Source organism: Limosilactobacillus caviae, assembly GCF_014635905.1.
Taxonomy (GTDB): domain Bacteria; phylum Bacillota; class Bacilli; order Lactobacillales; family Lactobacillaceae; genus Limosilactobacillus; species Limosilactobacillus caviae.
Window position 1 is genome coordinate 1 of the sequence record NZ_BMDS01000009.1, and the last position, 16,849, is coordinate 16,849.

Annotated in this window: 14 protein-coding genes and 1 pseudogene; 11 read left to right on the plus strand and 4 right to left on the minus strand. The window is 38.1% G+C overall.

The window, feature by feature from the left end; translation table 11 throughout:
* The 7 genes from IEU90_RS11350 to IEU90_RS09925 form a co-directional block, all read left to right on the plus strand.
* The coding region (locus IEU90_RS11350) for a pyocin knob domain-containing protein (protein WP_503826661.1) at window positions 1-2,802 on the plus strand (2,802 nt) is incomplete at its 5' end.
* Entirely contained in the window at window positions 2,789-2,965 is a 177-nt protein-coding gene (locus IEU90_RS09900) for a hypothetical protein (RefSeq protein WP_191989965.1), read from the plus strand. The genes IEU90_RS11350 and IEU90_RS09900, both read left to right, overlap by 14 nt.
* A gap of 2 nt (window positions 2,966-2,967) precedes the next feature.
* A complete protein-coding gene (locus tag IEU90_RS09905; RefSeq protein WP_079376045.1) occupies window positions 2,968-3,228 on the plus strand; it encodes a hypothetical protein in 261 nt (86 codons plus the stop codon).
* Window positions 3,229-3,358: 130 nt separating this feature from the next.
* Entirely contained in the window at window positions 3,359-3,841 is a 483-nt protein-coding gene (locus IEU90_RS09910; RefSeq protein ID WP_086132672.1) for a phage holin family protein, read from the plus strand.
* Between the two features lies 1 nt (window position 3,842).
* Window positions 3,843-4,802 (plus strand): GH25 family lysozyme, encoded by a 960-nt coding sequence (locus IEU90_RS09915; RefSeq protein WP_188358073.1) that lies wholly within the window; start codon window positions 3,843-3,845, stop codon window positions 4,800-4,802.
* A gap of 896 nt (window positions 4,803-5,698) precedes the next feature.
* Window positions 5,699-6,040: a MazG-like family protein gene (locus IEU90_RS09920; protein ID WP_153710672.1), complete on the plus strand. Its 342-nt coding sequence runs from the start codon at window positions 5,699-5,701 to the stop codon at window positions 6,038-6,040.
* Window positions 6,040-6,867, plus strand: a complete 828-nt coding sequence (locus IEU90_RS09925) for an exodeoxyribonuclease III (RefSeq protein ID WP_153710671.1) — start codon at window positions 6,040-6,042, stop codon at window positions 6,865-6,867. Before IEU90_RS09920 ends, IEU90_RS09925 begins: the two co-directional genes overlap by 1 nt.
* A 63-nt stretch (window positions 6,868-6,930) precedes the next feature.
* Here IEU90_RS09925 and IEU90_RS09930 read toward each other — a convergent pair whose 3' ends face one another.
* A complete protein-coding gene (locus tag IEU90_RS09930; protein WP_153710670.1) occupies window positions 6,931-7,410 on the minus strand; it encodes a hypothetical protein in 480 nt (159 codons plus the stop codon).
* Window positions 7,411-7,567: 157 nt separating this feature from the next.
* Between IEU90_RS09930 and IEU90_RS09935 the strand changes: the two genes are divergently transcribed.
* From IEU90_RS09935 to IEU90_RS09945, 3 genes are all read left to right on the plus strand, one after another.
* A complete protein-coding gene (locus IEU90_RS09935) occupies window positions 7,568-8,584 on the plus strand; it encodes a LacI family DNA-binding transcriptional regulator (protein ID WP_153710669.1) in 1,017 nt (338 codons plus the stop codon).
* Window positions 8,585-8,740: 156 nt separating this feature from the next.
* Window positions 8,741-10,663, plus strand: coding sequence for a sugar MFS transporter (locus IEU90_RS09940; RefSeq protein ID WP_153710668.1), 1,923 nt, complete (start codon window positions 8,741-8,743; stop codon window positions 10,661-10,663).
* Window positions 10,664-10,671: 8 nt separating this feature from the next.
* Window positions 10,672-12,687: a beta-galactosidase gene (locus IEU90_RS09945; protein ID WP_153710667.1), complete on the plus strand. Its 2,016-nt coding sequence runs from the start codon at window positions 10,672-10,674 to the stop codon at window positions 12,685-12,687.
* Between the two features lie 56 nt (window positions 12,688-12,743).
* On the opposite strand, the gene IEU90_RS09950 is transcribed toward IEU90_RS09945, so the two are convergent.
* Entirely contained in the window at window positions 12,744-13,724 is a 981-nt protein-coding gene (locus tag IEU90_RS09950) for a polyprenyl synthetase family protein (protein WP_188358074.1), read from the minus strand.
* 80 nt (window positions 13,725-13,804) lie between these two features.
* Here IEU90_RS09950 and IEU90_RS09955 point away from each other — a divergent pair, with 80 nt between their 5' ends.
* Window positions 13,805-14,704, plus strand: a complete 900-nt coding sequence (locus IEU90_RS09955) for a prenyltransferase (protein ID WP_153710665.1) — start codon at window positions 13,805-13,807, stop codon at window positions 14,702-14,704.
* An 80-nt stretch (window positions 14,705-14,784) separates the two neighbouring features.
* Here the strand turns inward: IEU90_RS09955 and ubiE are convergent, their stop codons facing one another.
* Both ubiE and IEU90_RS09965 read right to left on the minus strand, forming a co-directional pair.
* Window positions 14,785-15,486 (minus strand): bifunctional demethylmenaquinone methyltransferase/2-methoxy-6-polyprenyl-1,4-benzoquinol methylase UbiE, encoded by a 702-nt coding sequence (gene ubiE, locus IEU90_RS09960; RefSeq protein WP_153710664.1) that lies wholly within the window; start codon window positions 15,484-15,486, stop codon window positions 14,785-14,787.
* A gap of 19 nt (window positions 15,487-15,505) precedes the next feature.
* Window positions 15,506-16,722: pseudogene (locus IEU90_RS09965) on the minus strand (MFS transporter).
* Between the last annotated feature and the right edge of the window lie 127 nt (window positions 16,723-16,849).

Consider the following 16,849-nt stretch of genomic DNA (forward strand, 5'->3'; position numbering starts at 1 on the left):
GGGAAAATAGATATATCTAATCTAAAACTGGAGTATGGTTCCGTTGCTACACCTTACTCGCCTAATCCTAATGACTTAGCAACTCAATCAGCCTTTTCCGAATTATCTCAAACGTTACAAGGGCTTCGATCAACAGTTAGTGGTAACTATGGACAACTTCAAAATACTATTAGTCAAACTAATCAAGCTACTCGAAATGAGTTGATTAATAAGATCACTGGAGTAGAGAACAAGACTACTTCGACTGCTAATAGTCTTAATAGTGTCATTGGTCGAATAGGCAGTCTTGAACATTTAACCAGCGTTCAGGTTGTTAATAACGCTATTAATGCTAATGACTACACTACTACCGGCACTTATTTTGTTCAGTCTACTTCTAGTTCTAATGTTCCGGCTACAAACTGGTTCTACTTAGAAGTGCAAAAGGCGGACAATGGCCGAATTGCACAGGTGTGGCAAGCTGATAGTAATCCTACTTTGCGATTTGTAAGAACAAAAATTGGAGATTCGTGGTCAAACTGGCAACGTTCAGCCAGTTATTCTGAATATAGTGAGTTGAGTCGTACTGTTAGTGGTTTACAGTCTACTGTATCTGGAAATTACAATACGCTAACCAATCAAATTACTCAGACCAATCAAACTACCCGCAACGAGATTACCGATAAAGTAGCAGGACTTCAAAATCAAATTACCGCTAATGCTAATAGTTTTAATGTTTCGCTAAGTAAGATTCAGCAAACCGATGGAATTAATCTTCTAAAAGGGACTCGTGATTTCACTGGTGATTGGGTACAGAGAAATGATTGGACTAGAGACGGGTGGGTTGATCCTAACGGTAATTATGCAGTTAAACGAAAAGGTGCTTGGTCTGGAGTATTTCAAAGAAAATGGTTGGAAACTGGGACCTATATATTTAGTGTTTATTACTATCTTGAAGCAAGTGATAGTAATACGGTAGCCTGGGTCTATGTAAGTCCGAATGATGATAAAACTATTCAAGTTACTGAGAATAGTTCCGCTACTTTAGAAATTAGGAACAATGGTTGGATTAAAAAAACTTACATTTTTACAGTCACCAAGCCGGGAACAAGTGCGTTGCGGGTTGAAACTAATTCAAGTACTGCAACTATTCATGTTGGATCATATAAGCTTGAACGTGGTTCAACTGCAACACCTTGGACACCTAATCCGCAAGACATCTACATGAACCCAAATGTGGCTACTAAGATATATACCTCTGCTCAAGATTTAAATAATCTAAAAACAGAAGGCAATTATGTCATTAAAGCTACGAATAATCCTAATTCACCAATCAGCAATTGGCTTGTAGTACAAGTCGATGGTACTGGCGATAGATTACATCAGACTATTTCTGCTGATAATAACCCTAATCTCAGTTACACCAGAACTTATAATGGCTCTTGGTCTGATTGGCAACGAACAGTAACCGGTGGGAATATCATGGCTCAAATCAACATGTCAGCCGGCACAACTCTTATCCAAAATGACAAAATTTACATGGATGCCAGTTCAACTATTTTTAGTGGTAATGCATTTATCCCAAGTGCAGCCATTACTTCACTTAATGCGGATAAGATAACTGCTGGAACAATTAATGGTGCAAAAGTTAATGTCATCAATCTGAATGCAAATAACATTACTGCCGGGACATTAAGAGGTAGCAATGGTGAATTTTATTTAGATAGTGGAGCACTCCATGTTTGGCAAAACAACCATGACGCTTGGATTGATCAGAACGGAATTCATGATTATGACAATCAAGGTAATAATGTTTGGATTTCAAGAGGGTCTATTAGCGCTTATGGTAATTCAAGTGGAGCTTACCTTTTTGATGGGGGCTTGTATCTTCACAAAAGCCAATCTCTTTCAGATGCTGTTTTAGATCCAGATTATGGAAGTATTACTAAGAGTGATAACATTGTATCTTTTGGAACATCAGGTTTAGATATAGAAGGTAAGGATGGATTTCTACTTAGAACTCATGGTTGGAACGATCAAACATTATCTTATTTAAATGGGAATGAAATTATTGGTGCTGGTATTGCCGGTAAAAGTGATGGCTTTATAAATATCGCTGCAAAAAAGCAACTTTTTCTTTATGCTGGTGAACCAATTCAAAATAATAACTTAAAAACAATACCTAATTTAGTGTTGGATGGAACATATCAAAATGGTCAAACAGTTTTAAAAGGTACTTTCTCACAATATTTCTTTCAAGGACCATCGAGTGGCTTTTCTGGGGGAATAACATTACAAGATGAATTTGTTAATGTAGGAAGCTTAAATGGAAAAAATTATTTTTCTATTAATAGTGATGGAGCAATTACTATTACAGCTAATGGTAAAAGTATCTTATCGTTAAATGGATTGTTTCCTGGGGTTAATAGTGATTTTAATGTTAGAGGTAATTTTGCGGTTACTGGTTCAAAGAATGCCATAGTTCCAACATCGCGAGGGATGGCAGCTATTAACGCCTATGAAACCGCCGAATATTACTTTGGCGATATTGGAGAAACACAAACTAATAGTAATGGTGTAGTTACTGTCATGATTGATCCTTACTTTTTAGAAACAGTTAATACATTGGTGCCATACCAAGTATTTCTAACATCATATGGTGATGGAAACGTGTGGGTTTCTTCACGTTCAGCAAATAATTTTACAGTTAAATCTAGCAATCCTAATATTCACTTTGCTTGGGAAATCAAAGCTAAGCGTAAAGGGTACGAAAATGATCGAATGAAAATAGTTAAAGGAGTTTTTAATAATGAACAATATTGATATGAACTTAGTAGCTCAAAGTCTTAACCAAAAATTAGCGGTTGCTAATTACACGGCTGCCTCATGGGAAGCAAAGGCTACTCAATTGGAACAAGAAAATAGTCAATTGAAATCACAATTAGAAGAACTTAAGAAGCAAAACGATGAAAAAGGAGATAAGTAATTATGTTAGAATCAACAAAATCAATCACCCTAACAGGTAAGTCCACAGTGAATGGTCAAGTAATCGCTAACTTTACCGCAAATGTATTTGATGATGATGCGGGTAACGATACTTTTAATACCTTCATTACTAATAAAGAGTTGTACGATGCTAATAAGAAGGTGGTACGAAAAGATACTCAAGATTTTCAAAACTTGGTATATAATGCACAGGATGAAATCGCAAATTCTGCTGATAAGACAGCAGATAAAACAAATGAATAGTTAAAGGCACTTGTCGCCTTTCGGAAATAAACAATACATAAATAAGCCCTAGAATTTAGTGTTTTAAAAATACCGAATTCAGGGCTTTTATTATGGGCGGCATTTAGAAAGGAAATGGGAACGAAATTTAATGCACTTATTATTAATGGCACTACCTTATCATGAAGTAGCATTACATCAAGCAGCCAAGCAAATTGACGATCCATTAATAGTTGGATTTACTTTGCTTGTGTTATTTGATATTGGATCGGGAATTGTTAAAGGTTTACGCAGCAATCACACAGCTACTCGAACCAATTCGACCAAAGGAACATATGGATTGGCACGGAATTTCATTATTACAATTGGTGTTCTGATGTTTTATCCATACCTGATTACGATTGGATTTGACTATGTAGCTCAAATGATGGTGTTGTATTTCTGCTATCAGTATCTTGTATCAATTGTTGAGAATTTAAAGCAAATGGATATTCAAGTTCCTTGGCTTTCTCCAGTAATTGATTCATTAGCTAAGGCGTTGAATGTTGCTAAAGCACAACCAGATTACAATGCACAGGACTTTCATCCAATAACGGGAACATACAAAGGAAAAGATAAAGAGGAGGAAAAATAATATGACAGAACGTAAAACAGTAATTGACCTTGCGAGTTTTCAAAGTCATTTAACAGTTGATGATTACAAGGCTATTGGCGCTGATTATGCAATTATTAAGACAACTGAAAGTACTAATTATGTTAATCCATATATTCGTTCATTAATTGATCGAAGTGCTGGCGGTGGAATTAAAGGGTTTGCTTTCTATCACTTCGGTCGTTTCCATAATGATGCGCAAGCGGTGGCCGAAGCAAACTACTTTATTGCTAACTCAAAGGCACAAGCCAATGTACAACCTGGTACGTTAATGATTTTAGATGCTGAAATTTCTAACATGCCAACCTCATCAGTGATTGCGTTCCTTAATACTGTTCGGAATGCTGGGTATCATCCTGGGTTCTATACTTACAAGTACTTACTGCCTAACTTTAATTTAGAAGTCATTCATCCAAATATGGATATGTTCTGGTTAGCGGCATATCCATTAGCTAATGGGAAAGCAGCCGGAAAGAATCCAGACTTCAATTACTTCCCATCAGCAAATTATGTTGATATGTGGCAACACACAGATAATCTGCTTGGATACAATGTTGATGGTTCTATTACATTAACTGACAATGCTATTAACCTCTTTAATCCAAGTGAAGCACCGAAGCCAGAACCAAATAAACCAATTGAGCAGGAAACGCCAGCTATTACAACTGAGCTTCCATCCAATCACTGGGTTGATGATATGGGTGATCGTTGGTTTGCTGAGAAAGGTACCTTTGTTACTGGTACAGCAATTAACTTACGCTGGGGTGCTAAGACAAATAGTGCCTTAATTGCTACATTACCAGCTAATAGTGAGGTTAAGTATGACGCCTGGTCTCGTCACGATGGTTATGTATGGTTACGTCAACCACGTCCAAATAATCAATATGGTTATCTTGTTTGCCGTGATGCAAATAACAACCAACCATTTGGAACATTTAAATAAGTAGAAAATTAGCCCTAGTGGTGGTTACAGAAATTGTAATTACCACTAGGGCTTTTTTGAGTATAATAAAAACAGCGATAGCAAATAAACGCTACCGCTGAAATAACTATTTGCCTAGCCACAAGGGCTAGACACGCAACCAAGCAAATAGTTGCTTAATAGTCTTTTTGATTAGTTTTTTTATGTGCTTATTAGGCACAATCAATATTACTATGCACCAATGATGCAATTGGGACACCTCCCAACTTGCACATATTTGTGGAGTGATTAGTTCCGACAGTGTGCTCAACTATTGTATCATAAGTTGGTTGTGTTATAATATGTATATCAATATTACTATGCCGGTGTGCAAATTGGTTTCAGTTGATTACTTAAACCGTACCGGTAAGCAGGGTGCCTTAATCGGCATCCTTTTTTGTTTTAAATTTAATATAGAATTAGTGCGAAAATTATATTCAGAGTTATAATGAAAATAAATATAAACGTGTAAAATAAAATGACACCTCATTAAGAGATGCCGTTAATTATCTGGTAGGTAGTTGGTAGTTTTTTTGTGAGTAGTTTATGAATACTTCATGACTAGTTAATGAGTTTCTACCTATTTAAATTAACTAATTGAATAGTCTGTGAATACTTCATGAATAGCAGGTGAAACAGCTTAGCAAATCCGTGAACGTACTGGTAAGGCTACTCGTATCGCTGAACGTCGTCGCGATAACTAGTAGTGTGGAACCCTTGTGTATCAAGGGTTCTTTTTGTTTTTAAATTTACTTTTTTATACAATAAAATTACTCGAATTACTTTTATTAGCAAATTGTTGCTAAAATTCATTGCCCGTTTTTTCCTTTTACCTTATAGTAAAAACAGTGTGAAAAACTGTTGATTGAGGTGACAAAATGAAGGATTATGAGAAGCTATTTCAAAAAATAGCATCATGGGCACATGAACGAAAAATTGATCAGGCCGATCCACGAGTTGAATTTATGAAAATGACCGAAGAACTTGGTGAATTGTCCAGTGCTTATAATAAAGAAAATTATGAAAAATTGGTAGATAGTATCGGTGACCTTCAAATTGCCCTATTGATTTTTTGCAAATTGGTAGGGGTGGATCATTATCAGGCGATGGTTGGAGCTTATAATGAGATTGCTCAGCGAACAGGGATGACAACGGATGATGGTGTTTTTATCAAAGAAACCGATTTAGAAGCGATGAATGGAGAAAAGGGGAAGTCATAATGAAGTTTATTTCATGGAATATCGATTCAATTAATGCTGCCTTAACAGGGACATCTGTACGAGCAGGTGAAACGCGGGAAGTCCTAAAGAAAATTGCTACAGAAAGTCCAGACGTAATTGCTATTCAAGAAACAAAACTATCGAAAAATGGTCCTACAAAGAAGCATCTGGCGGTTTTGCAAGAACTTTTTCCAGACTATGAAGTGGCATGGCGGAGTTCAGTTGAACCAGCACGAAAAGGATATGCTGGGACTATGTATCTTTATTTGAAACAATATGCGCCTAAAGTAACTTATCCAAAGATCAATGCTCCTGAGCCAATGGATGACGAGGGACGAATTATTACTCTCGAATTTCCAGATTTCTTCGTTACAGAAGTTTATACTCCTAACTCCGGTAATGGTCTTAAGCGCCTTGATGAACGACAGGTTTGGGATGATTGTTACCGAAAGTATTTACAAGAACTTGACCAGCAAAAGCCTGTTATTGCTAGTGGAGACTTTAATGTTGCTCATGAAGAGATTGACCTTGCTCATCCTGCCAATAACCATCATTCAGCAGGGTTTACTGACGAAGAACGGGAACATTTCACTAAATTATTAAATGCTGGCTTTACTGATAGTTTCCGGCACCTTCACCCGGATGAAAAGGGGGCCTATTCTTGGTGGGCACAACGGGTAATTACCAGTAAGCAAAACAATTCGGGCTGGAGAATTGATTACTGGTTGGTCAGTGACCGGTTGGCTGATAAGATTACTTCAGCGGGGATGATTGATAGTGGTGAACGTCGTGATCACACGCCAATTGAGTTAGAAATAGACCTTTAATTGAAAAAGAGATTTAGAAGTTAATGGATACCTTGTAGTGTTAAACTTCTAAATCTCTTATTTTTATTTATTCCAGATGATGTGGTGGTTATCATTTTTTGCTGTCTGGCCAATTACATGTCCGTTAAGGTAAATGGTAGTCTTACAACCCTTTTGAATGTCCTTTTCGGATAATTTCTTTAGATCATTATCTGCAAGTGTTCCATAAACACCATTTTGTAAATCCTGAATGAGTAATGAGCGTCGTGCTTTGGGTAATTTATAAATATCATCGTTAACATCAATTTTGATCTTATTATCGCGAGTATAAGTGATGTCTTTAATTGAAGTAAAGCCCTTAAAAGTTTTATCATTTTGTTCATATTGTTGACAATTACCAAGATAGTCGGCAATGTAGCGGTTAGCTAAATCGTTCTTTTCCTTTGACATACTAGCTGCATAGGCAACTGTTGCAGGTTGGAAAAGTGTAGTGCTAAGTCCAGTACTAGTCCCAACGGTAATACCAGCAAGAGCAAGTACAAGGCCCTTAGAAACTTTATTCATAGTATAAATCTCCTCATCAATAAATATCTTTTCCTTAATTATGATCATTTTAAGTGGAATAAACAAGGAAAAATAATTAATAAATATCGTTTGTCATCGTATACTTCAAACTAGTGTATAATATTTACTAAATCCATTACTAAAAAGAGGTGAGAACATGGCTACCATCAAAGAAATCGCAGAAAAATCAGGATATTCGCCGGCAACGGTCTCCCGACTCTTAAACAACGATCAAAATTTATCAATTAGTCCAACTACTCGGAATAAGATAATGACGGTTGCTAATGAACTTGGATATTGGAAAAGTCATCGAAAACAGTCACAGCAACCAATTCGCCCTAATATTGCCTTATTGTATCGGGTAAGCGGTAAAGAGCAGCTTCAGGACGAATACTTTGCTTTCCTTCGTAATGAGATTATCAAGGAAGTTGACAAGGCAGGGCTACAGGTTGAAATCTTTGGTCATATTGCGGATCTTATTAAGGCTGCCGACTCTTTCCAGGGTTTTATCGGTGTTGGGGCCGACCGTGTAACCCAGGATCAACTAATAGCACTTCATCATAAATTACCTCACGGGGTTTTTGTCGATATTAATCCGATGCCTAAACTGTTTGATTCTGTCCAGCCGAATCTGGAGTTAACAGTTCAGGATGCTTTAAGCCGTCTTGTGAAAGCAGGCTATGAACGAGTTGGTTTTATTGGAGGAAAAGGACTTAACCTTAATAATATCCAGCAAGCTGATGCACGTGAAATAGCCTTTCGTGAATTTGCTAGTATGCAGGGGATAAAAGAAGCCCCGTTGTATGTTGATGGACCATTTAATGTTGAGAACGGGTACCGACTTGGCCGAATGGTAATCGACCAAAGCAAGGATAGTCTTCCGGAAGCATTTATTATTGCTTCTGATACATTAAGTGTTGGCGTTCTACAGGCATTTAATGAAGCAGGAATTTTAGTTCCGCGTGATACGGCTGTGATTAGTATTAATAATAGTGAAGTTGCAAAATATGTTTCACCACCACTGACATCATATAATATTAATCAGCAGACCCTTAGTCGAATGGCAATTGAACTATTACAAGACTTAATAATGCATCCCGATCGTCCCCACGTCCATTTAAAGGTAAATACTGATATTGTTTACCGCAAAAGTTTCTTAAACAATAATAGTTAACTAGACGCTTGCCTGGTATGAGGTTAACGCTGTTAGCTTTTTATTTATTTTAAAAGTAAATCATTTACTTTTAAAATAAATATTTACTAAATTAAACTAAAGAACTATAATGTACTTGTAAGCGATTTCAAGGAGATGTAGTTTGGAGGTCTTAAGATGACAGATGGTCATAAGCTGACGGGGAAACAACTGATTTCACGTGCAGCATTTTGTTTTGGTAATGTTGGACACTCTGCTTTTTACGGTGTTATGAGTACTTACTTTATTATTTTCGTAACAAGCGGTATGTTTAATGGCTTGTCAAAAGCTGTTTCCACAAAACTAATCGGATTAATTACCGGTTTGATTGTTGGTGTCCGTATTCTAGAACTATTGATTGATCCTTTATTAGGAAATATTGTTGATAATACAAAATCACGGTGGGGCAAATTCAAGCCATGGATTATGCTCGGTAATATTGTCAGTGTAATTTTACTGTTGATTTTGTTTACAGGTATCTTTGGTTTAGCAAAATATAATTGGGTTCTATTTGCAATTTTATTCGTTATTATCTTTGTCACTTTTGATATTTTCTATTCCTTATCTGATGTTTCCTATTGGGGAATGGTACCAGCAATTAGTGAAGATTCCGCTGAACGGGGGATTTATACTTCGTTGGGGGCCTTTGCCGGGACAATTGGTTGGAACGGATTAACAATTATTGTTGTCCCAATTGTTACTTACTTTACATTTGTTGCAACCGGTAAGCATGAAGAGGGCCCTGTTGGTTGGTTTGCGTTTGCTGCCGTGGTCTCAATTGTAGCTTTACTGAGTGCCTTTGCCGTTTGTGCTGGAACAGAAGAAAAACATAATGTGATTCGTAATTCGGCTCAAGATAAAACAACGATTCGCGAAGTTTTTTCAGCAATTTTTCACAATGATCAAATATTATGGCCGAGTTTAGCGTACCTGCTCTATTCTTGTGCGTACGTTATTACTAACGGTGTCCTTTTCTACCTTTATAAGTTTGTTATCGGTAAACCAAGCGAGTTTTGGATTGTGGGGGTTATTGCGACAATTATTGGATTCTGCACCAGTCCGCTATTCCCAATCTTAAATAAGTTTATTCCACGGAAATGGTTATTCATTGGTGGACAGGTTTCAATGGTTTTAGCTTACTTCATCTTTATTTTCTTCCGTTCAAATGTCTTTATGATGGATTTTGGGCTAGTCCTTTTCAATATTAACTTTGCGCAGCTTGTTACGGTTCTAACGCTGACAGATGCGATTGAATACGGTCAGCTAAAATCTGGTCAGCGAAATGAAGCGGTTGTTTTAGCCGTTCGTCCAATGATTGATAAATTAACTGGTGCAATTTCTAATGGATTGGTTGGTTACATTGCAATTGCTGCCGGAATGACGGGAAGTGCAACTGCTGCTGATATGACTAGTCACGATATTCGTACTTTTGATAGTATGGCGTTTTATATCCCACTAGCCTTAGCAATCTTGTCAATTTTTGTCTTCTTGTTGAAGGTTAAGTTGAGCGAGGAGAAGCATGCAGCGGTAGTTGAAGAATTAAAGAATAAATTAGCAAGTGGTCAGCAAGAAGAGGCGTCAACAAAAGCGGCAGGTACAATAAAGCATGAAACAATTTACGCTCCTGTTGATGGACAGCTTGTTGCAATGAAAGATGTTGTTGATCGTGACGGTAAACCATTCCCTGGTAGGGGTTTTGCAATTAAACCTACTAGTGATAAGTTATACGCACCATTTGATGGTAAGATAAACTTTACATTTGGAACACGTCATGCTTTTGGAATTACTTCGGATAATGGATTAGAGATGATCGTCCATATTGGGGTTGGAACCGTTAATATGCGTGGCGAAGGCTTTAATGCTCACTATACTGATGGTCAGAAAGTAAAGAAGGGACAATTACTCTTTGACTTCAATCGTGACCTAATTAAAGAAAAAGGATATAGTGATTGGGTAATTACATTCTTCGCACAACCACACAGTATTGAAAAGGTTGATGGATTTGCTGCTGGCAAGACAGTCACTCATGGCGACAAGGTAGTAGCAGTTGAATTTAAGTAGGGGGAGAAATGATGAAAAAAGAGTTGCTGCATTTTTTATACGGCGGAGATTATAATCCTGAACAGTGGCCAGAAGAGACCTGGTCAGATGATATTAAAGTATTTAAGCAGGCTGACATTAATTCAGCAACAATCAACGTTTTTTCATGGGCATTGTTGGAGCCAGCAGAAGGGCAGTTTGATTTTTCAAAACTAGATAAAATTATTGAAGAGTTATCTAATGCAAACTTTGATATTGTATTAGCGACTTCAACTGCTGCAATGCCAGCATGGATGTTTAAGAAATATCCGGATGTTGCCCGTGTCGATTATCAAGGACGGCGACATGTTTTTGGTGCCCGCCACAACTTTTGTCCAAGCAGTAAGAACTACCAGCGCCTCGCAAGTGACTTAGTTCGACGATTAGTTAAGCGATATGCCAATAATCCGCATATTGTTGTATGGCATGTCAATAATGAATATGGTGGCAACTGTTACTGTCAGGAATGTCAAGCGGAATTTAGAAAATGGCTTAAAGACCGTTATCACACCCTTGACAATCTCAACCGTGCTTGGAATATGAACGTTTGGAGTCACACTATTTATAACTGGGGTGAGATTGTGGTTCCTAATGAACTTGGTGATGCGTGGGGACCGGAAGGCAGAGAAACAATTGTCGCTGGTTTGTCGATTGATTATCTGCGCTTCCAGTCAACACAAATGCTGAAGCTGTTCAAAATGGAAAAACAGATTATTGAAGAAAGCGATCCAGAAACACTGGTTACGACTAACTTTCATAGTCTGCCCAATAAGATGATTGATTACCAACAGTGGGCAGCGGCACAGGATATTATTTCCTATGATAGTTACCCGGCTTACGATATGCCAAAATATCATCCAGCATTTTTATATGATTTGATGCGATCGTTAAAGCACCAGCCGTTTATGCTGATGGAATCGACACCTTCGCAGGTTAATTGGCAGCCGTATAGTCCTCTCAAACGACCGGGACAAATGCGGGCAACTGAACTACAAGCGGTTGCTCATGGTGCTGATACAGTTCAATTCTTTCAGCTTAAGCAAGCGGTTGGCGGATCTGAGAAATTCCATGGAGCAGTAATTCCTCACTCTGGTCGAACAGATACTCGCGCATATAAAGAAGTAAAAAGACTCGGTCATGATTTAAAGAAGGTTGGACCGGTAATTAAGGGATCACAGAATCCCGCTAAGGTTGCCATAGTATTTGATTGGAGCAACTTTTGGTCATTTGAATATGTTGACGGTATTACGCAGGATTTTGCTTATCTTCCTATTATCCTTGATTATTATCGTCAATTTTATGAACGAAATATCCCGACCGATGTAATTGCGGTTGATGATGATTTTAGCAATTATGATTTAGTCGTTGCGCCAGTTTTATATATGGTAAAACCAGGACTAGGGAAAAAGATTACGGATTATGTTGCTAGTGGTGGTAATTTTGTCACTAGTTTTATGTCAGGAATGGTTAATAGCACGGATAATGTTTACCTTGGCGGCTATCCTGGCCCGTTAAAGGAGGTCACTGGTGTCTGGGTTGAAGAAAGCGATGCAATCCTCCCCGAGAAAGATGTTAAATTACAAACTAATAATGGCAAGCACCTTACAGGAACTTTGATTGCAGACCTGATTCATCTGGAACACGCAGAAGCAATTGCAAAGTATGATAGTGAATTTTATGCTGGAATGCCAGCAGTAACTGAAAATCATTATCACCGTGGCAAAGCCTGGTACATTGGCAGCCGTTTAGATCATGCAAGCCTTAGTACGATATTTGATCAAATTATTGGTAGCTTAAAGCTTAAGTCATTGTCTGCAAAAGGGACCGCGCTTGAAATTACTAAGCGCGTGACAACTGATGGTCAGGAATTGTACTTTATTCTTAACATGGGAAATGATCAACAGCCGTTACCGAATGACTTTAGGGAGGGATATCATGATTTACTGACAGGTCAATCACCTAAGAATGTCCTTAATCCATGGGATGTTGAACTGCTAACACATTAAATATTCTTACAAAAAAGCAGAAGATGGTAAAAATTTCTTATTACCATCTTCTGCTTTTAATTTACCCGGGTTAATAATTTTTTGGCCATTGTGGCTAGTAATTTCCGTGCGCGCGTATTAGGAAGAGATTGAATTTCATCTTGCGCCTTTTTGGTAAACTTTTCAGCGATAATCTTAGCTTGTTCGACCCCGCCACAGCTTATTACTATTTCTTGGACCTGTTCCATATCCTGCACAGTCATCTGATGTTTCTTAGTGAGGAACGGTTCTAATTTGCTACGGTGATCCTGTAAGGCAAGAAGGAGGGGAAGTGAATATACTCCGGTGGCAAGGTCTTCAAGGACAGGCTTGTTAAGGCGCTCATCGCCAGAATAATCCAAGATATCATCGAGGATTTGGAAACTAATCCCAATATTTTGCCCAATCCGTTTTGCTAAATTAATTGTGCGATGGTCTGCATGGCCAAAATAGGCGCCTTCTTCAGCCGCTAAGCTAAAAATGGCAGCTGTCTTTCCATTAATATTGCGATAATAGTCGAGTAGGGACTGATCAAGGTCAAAACGGTTATCCATTTGTCCCAATTCACCAGTAAGAATTTTGCGCATAGTTTTAGCATTTCGCGTCAGATATGGTGAAGAACTCATCGTCTCAACTAATAAGTCGAAGAAAACGGTAAAAAGGAAATCGCCACTATAAACAGCCGTATCTTTACCGAAAGCCGCTTGAATGCTGACAGCCCCGCGACGCTTTGGTGAATCATCAATGATATCGTCATGAATCAAGGTTGCCATATGAAGAATTTCAAGGGATGCAGCAATCTTGACTAGTTTAGCTTGTTCGTCAGCTGCGCTTTTATTGATATTCGCAAATAAAAGGAAGAAAGCAGGACGTAGATACTTACCACCGTTTGATGCCATCTGTTGAAGGGCATCATGAAGTTGTGAATTTTTAATTGTAATCCGGTCATTGATAAGTTGGTTTACCTCGCCAAGGGCATGGTTAATCGTCGGATAAGCATGAAAAAAATGTTGTTTCATTAATCGATAATTCCTTTGTTATGGTGTACCATCTATATTGTACCGAACAAGTAATGTATTATGAAAGGAAAATTTACTAAATGTCACTAAATGTTTTTTTAGAACTAGTGGAGATTAAGGCGAAAACTGCTAGTATTTTGCCGATGCTGCTAGGAGTATGCCTTAGCACTTATTATTATCACTCTTTGAATTTAATGAATTCAGTTTTGTTTTTCATTGCAATGTTGTTGTTCAATATGGCAGTCGATATGATGGATAATTATAATGATTATAATCACGCAATCGATACAGTTGATTACAAGAAAAATACTAATATTATTGGTCGGGAAAATATCTCGCCACGATTAGTGTTAGGTCTTCTGCTTGCTTTTAGTATTGTTGCTGGCCTGATTGGAATCTACTTAGTAACACGTGTTGGCTTACCATTGCTGTGGATGGGGATCTTTTGTTTTGCAATTGGCATTTTATACTCTTCAGGTCCTTTTCCATTATCCGGTTTGCCAGTTGGTGAATTTGCCTCTGGTTTTACCATGGGATTTATGATTACGTTGATTTCAGTATTTATCAACGCTGCTCCCCAATTTACATGGACGTGGGCAAATATCGGGGTTGTATTTTTAGTTGCTTTACCAGATGAGCTATGGATTTCTAACTTGTTACTGGCTAATAATATTTGTGATGCGGGGGAGGACGAGGACAATCACCGGCATACAATTATTCATTTCATTGGTCAGCGTAATGGCTTATATTCTTTTGCGATTAAGAATGTTCTAGCGTTTTTAGCAATCATCTTTGCTGTTGTTCTGCGCTTGGCTCCCTGGACAGTTTTGCTTACACTGGTAATTATTCCATTTGTTATCAAACAGACGCGAATGCTATTTGCTAAACAGGTAAAAAAAGAAACGTTTCCTTGTGCGGTTAAAATTTTATTAGTAGGATCATTAGTCCAAGTAGTTACATATGCAATTGGTTTGATTTAAAAAATAACTTTATTTTCGACAAAAAACTCCAAGAATTGACGTTAACAAGTCAATCCTTGGAGTTTTTATATACTTTCTTTTTATTTATCACCAAAATGCAGTGCCGCAGCTCCCCAATTCAACGGCTGATAATGAACTTTCTTAAAACCAGCTGCCTTCATCATTCGTGCCAATTGATGAGCAGAGACAAATTGCTGGCTGGTCTTTTTCAAGTATTGGTAGTCCTGATAATGTCCGCCAGCTAGAGATGCCATTAATGGGAAGGCGTTGAAATATGCTTTCCATCCTAACCGAACGACTGGATTAGTTGGTTGTGACATTTCGAGGCTTACAAATTGACCACCTGGCTTTAAGACGCGGTAGATTTCACTCAATGCTTGGTCAGCGTCGGGCACGTTACGAAGGCCAAAACCAATTGTAACAATATCAAAAGTATTATCATCAAAAGGCAGGTGCATTGCATCCCCTTGAATTAAAAAGAGGTTTCCAATCATCCTTGTCTTTTCAAAAGCAAGCTTAAGCATTTTTTTGTTAAAATCTAATCCGGTAACACGACCATTAGGAATCCGTTTAGCTAATTCAATAGCTAGGTCGCCGGTTCCGCAGCAAACATCAAGGGCATTGGCAGTTGGCTTGATTTGCAGCTGTTTAAAAAGGTCATGACGCCATAACTTTTGTGTTCCAAGGCTAATTACGTTATTTAGCAGGTCGTAGCGTGGTGCAACCCGTGAAAATAGATCATTTACTTGGTGCTCATTTAATAGTTTATTTGTTTGAACCATAATTGTCTCTCTTCTTTTATTATTTTGCAATCTGTTTCTTCGGCTTAACAAGCATGACAAGGATAAAGTTAATAAGAAGGGTTAATCCTGTAATGATAAAGACCATCTGATAACTAGAAATCCCGGAAATAAAGGAACCGAGGATTGAACCAAGAACAGCTCCTGCAGCTTGGAATGATTGATTATAGCTGAAAATTCGCCCGAATGCTTCAGTCGGAACATCAAGGGTCAGAACGGTTTGCGTTGCTGGCATTAAGGCGGCATTTGCTAGTCCCAGGATAAATCGCCAAAATGCTAATGCCCATGGTGAGTGAGTAAAGGTCATTGGAATAAATAAGATGAACGCGGTCATAATTCCAATTCGTAATACTTTTTCAGGTCCAATCTGGTCCATTGTATGACCGACTTTTGAAGCAGCAATTAGTGTCCCTAATCCAGGCGTGGCAGCAACAATTCCTGCAACTAATGCAATATTACCATGTCCGCCCATTAGTTGACGAACATATAAACTAATAATCGGGTCAATTGACATTGTCGAAGAAGTAACGATCATTGTAGTTAGAAACATTACAATAATAAGCGGCGGATTTTCAAGGTTGTGCATGATCTCTTTCATTGGTTTCATGGCTTCTTTTTTGATTGGGGTAAAGTGCTCAATCGTTAGTAACCATGTACTAAGAAATACACAAAACATAAGGCCGCCAGTGATGAAAAATGGAATTCGGTAGCCAAATATCCCAGATAGGAAACCACCCAATAAGGGGCCGACAAGATTACCAGCAACCCCTGCAGTCGTCATGGCGGCCATTACCCATCCGGAACGATTATGGGGAGTTTCACCAGCCATCATTGCGGTTGCGTTGTTGATATAACCGGAAAATACTCCTTGTAAAAATCGCATTCCGATAATCATCCAGACACTGCGGGCAAAACCGATTGCGCAAATTGTGCAATCGGTTTTGCCCGCATACACATTAATTTTCGTCCTTTTTGGTCAGCGAGGTTCCCCCAGAAAGGTGAGACAATCGCTTGACTAATAAAGGTAACGCCAAACGCTAATCCGGAATAGATGTTTAATTGAAAGCGCGTAAAACTACCCAACTCAGCAATAAATAATGAAATAAACGGCATCGTCATCGAGTAGCCCATCCCGGTGATAAACGCGCCGAGCCAAAGGGTATAAAAAGTTCGGTGCCAACCGTGAGGAAACTTTCCTCTTGCGACTTCCGAATCCATTTTGAATATCATCTCCTAAGTTTAAATGTGTTCATGCATAAAACATTATTATAACAAAATAAGCACAAATCTTCCTCTTCTAGAATAGATAAGGATAAAATCATTAAATATCTTTACCATTCTCTTG

Coding starts and splice junctions, on each gene's coding strand:
- IEU90_RS09900 (WP_191989965.1), top strand. CDS start 2,789: ATGAACAATATTGATATGAACTTAGTAGCTCAAAGTCTTAACCAAAAA.
- IEU90_RS09905 (WP_079376045.1), top strand. CDS start 2,968: ATGTTAGAATCAACAAAATCAATCACCCTAACAGGTAAGTCCACAGTG.
- IEU90_RS09910 (WP_086132672.1), top strand. CDS start 3,359: ATGCACTTATTATTAATGGCACTACCTTATCATGAAGTAGCATTACAT.
- IEU90_RS09915 (WP_188358073.1), top strand. CDS start 3,843: ATGACAGAACGTAAAACAGTAATTGACCTTGCGAGTTTTCAAAGTCAT.
- IEU90_RS09920 (WP_153710672.1), top strand. CDS start 5,699: ATGAAGGATTATGAGAAGCTATTTCAAAAAATAGCATCATGGGCACAT.
- IEU90_RS09925 (WP_153710671.1), top strand. CDS start 6,040: ATGAAGTTTATTTCATGGAATATCGATTCAATTAATGCTGCCTTAACA.
- IEU90_RS09930 (WP_153710670.1), bottom strand. CDS start 7,410: ATGAATAAAGTTTCTAAGGGCCTTGTACTTGCTCTTGCTGGTATTACC.
- IEU90_RS09935 (WP_153710669.1), top strand. CDS start 7,568: ATGGCTACCATCAAAGAAATCGCAGAAAAATCAGGATATTCGCCGGCA.
- IEU90_RS09940 (WP_153710668.1), top strand. CDS start 8,741: ATGACAGATGGTCATAAGCTGACGGGGAAACAACTGATTTCACGTGCA.
- IEU90_RS09945 (WP_153710667.1), top strand. CDS start 10,672: ATGATGAAAAAAGAGTTGCTGCATTTTTTATACGGCGGAGATTATAAT.
- IEU90_RS09950 (WP_188358074.1), bottom strand. CDS start 13,724: ATGAAACAACATTTTTTTCATGCTTATCCGACGATTAACCATGCCCTT.
- IEU90_RS09955 (WP_153710665.1), top strand. CDS start 13,805: ATGTCACTAAATGTTTTTTTAGAACTAGTGGAGATTAAGGCGAAAACT.
- ubiE (WP_153710664.1), bottom strand. CDS start 15,486: ATGGTTCAAACAAATAAACTATTAAATGAGCACCAAGTAAATGATCTA.